Here is a 1452-nt window from a genome sequence, read left to right as displayed (position 1 = left end):
ACCAAACCTTAAAATCCATTGTGAATAGAGAATGGACAAGGTCCTTTCTAGATACGTAGTGGTTTTATATTGTTGTATTTCAAAACTAAGCATCCATTATTTTTCAACTTTTGATTTTAAATGAGTATCAGTTAGAGGAGGAGTAAGATGGAATTTAGCGGCGTTGATCATATTGCCATTATTGGCCACAATGCTGAACGCATGTTGGAATTTTATGTGGAGCATCTGGGCTTCACCGTTCAGGCGGACCATGTTCGTCCAGACAAGGAGGATCGCCTGATCCTGGTCGAGAAAAACGGCCTGGTCTTGGAGTTGTTTGTCAAACCCCAGGCTCCCAAAAGACCAGCCCTGCCTCATTCGGAACATACGGGTCTGCGTCACCTGGCCTTTAAAGTTGACGATGTTGAAGCAACCTTGGCTTATTTTGATAAGGTGGGCATTCCCCACCAGGGTCTCCGCTATGATGATTTTAATCAGAAAAAGATGGCCTTCTTCTTTGACCCTGACGGGCTTCCTTTGGAATTACATGAATAAAAAAACTGTGTGGCTGCGGCCACACAGTTTTTTTTAGTACGACGGGCATGTCGTATATCTGAGGTGCAAGTCCTCTGTGGGCACCTGCTACCGGTGAACCCAATAGCGACTCCCAAGCCTGACTATCGTGAGGTAGCGGGGAGAGGAAGGGATAGCGAAATCGTGGCTCTACGAACAGAAATGTGATATGAAGGCGTATGTAGTGGATGAGGAGGCTGAAAACTCTAAAGTCCTAAAAGGTAGTCGTAACCTATATGCGTAGATCACGAGAGTAAACGAGGAAAGATATACGACTTATCCCGTGAGGTCTCATGAGCGTCGTAGACGTAGTAACAACGAATCATGAGAAGTCAGCCGAACCCATAGTAGTGATGAAGTTTCTGTAATGGAAATGGAGCGAAGGGGCGAACAATTAACCGAAGTAATCCTACTTCACTTGTGTCTGTAAAAGAACGGTCTGATAGAACTGGAGACGGTCACGTATTGACTAGGAGAAGGTTCACGAATCTAAGATGTCCCTCAGACACCGAAACAAGAAAGGAATACGCACATGTCAGAATTGCTAGATAAGATATTATCTCGGAACAATATGCTTGAAGCCTATCATCAGGTAAAAAGAAACAAGGGTTCTGCTGGTATCGACGGAGTTACCATTGAGGAAATGGATAATTTCCTACGGCAACATTGGCGAGAAACCAAGGAACTTATAAAGCAGAGGAAGTACAAACCTCAACCAGTTTTACGAGTTGAAATTCCTAAGCCAAATGGTGGCGTCCGAAATCTTGGAATCCCTACAGTCATGGACAGAATGGTACAACAAGCGATTGTTCAAACCATCAGTCCAATCTGTGAAAGACACTTCTCAGAGTATAGTTATGGCTTTCGTCCCAATCGCTCTTGTGAGACAGCTATTATTCA

The 1452-nt window shown here is 44.1% G+C and carries 2 protein-coding genes; both read left to right on the top strand.

Annotated features, from left to right (window positions below; translation table 11 throughout):
• Positions 1-147 precede the first annotated feature (147 nt).
• Positions 148-534: a VOC family protein gene (locus tag HZY94_RS10055; RefSeq protein WP_179925996.1), complete on the top strand. Its 387-nt coding sequence runs from the start codon at positions 148-150 to the stop codon at positions 532-534.
• Positions 535-1084: 550 nt separating this feature from the next.
• Positions 1085-1452: reverse transcriptase domain-containing protein (locus tag HZY94_RS10050; protein ID WP_257151889.1), on the top strand; the 368-nt coding region annotated here is incomplete at its 3' end.

The sequence above is a fragment of the Streptococcus danieliae genome (assembly GCF_013415245.1).
GTDB lineage: Bacteria > Bacillota > Bacilli > Lactobacillales > Streptococcaceae > Streptococcus > Streptococcus danieliae_A.
The sequence above is the reverse complement of the archived record's forward strand: the minus strand, read 5'-3'. Positions and strand labels throughout refer to the sequence as shown.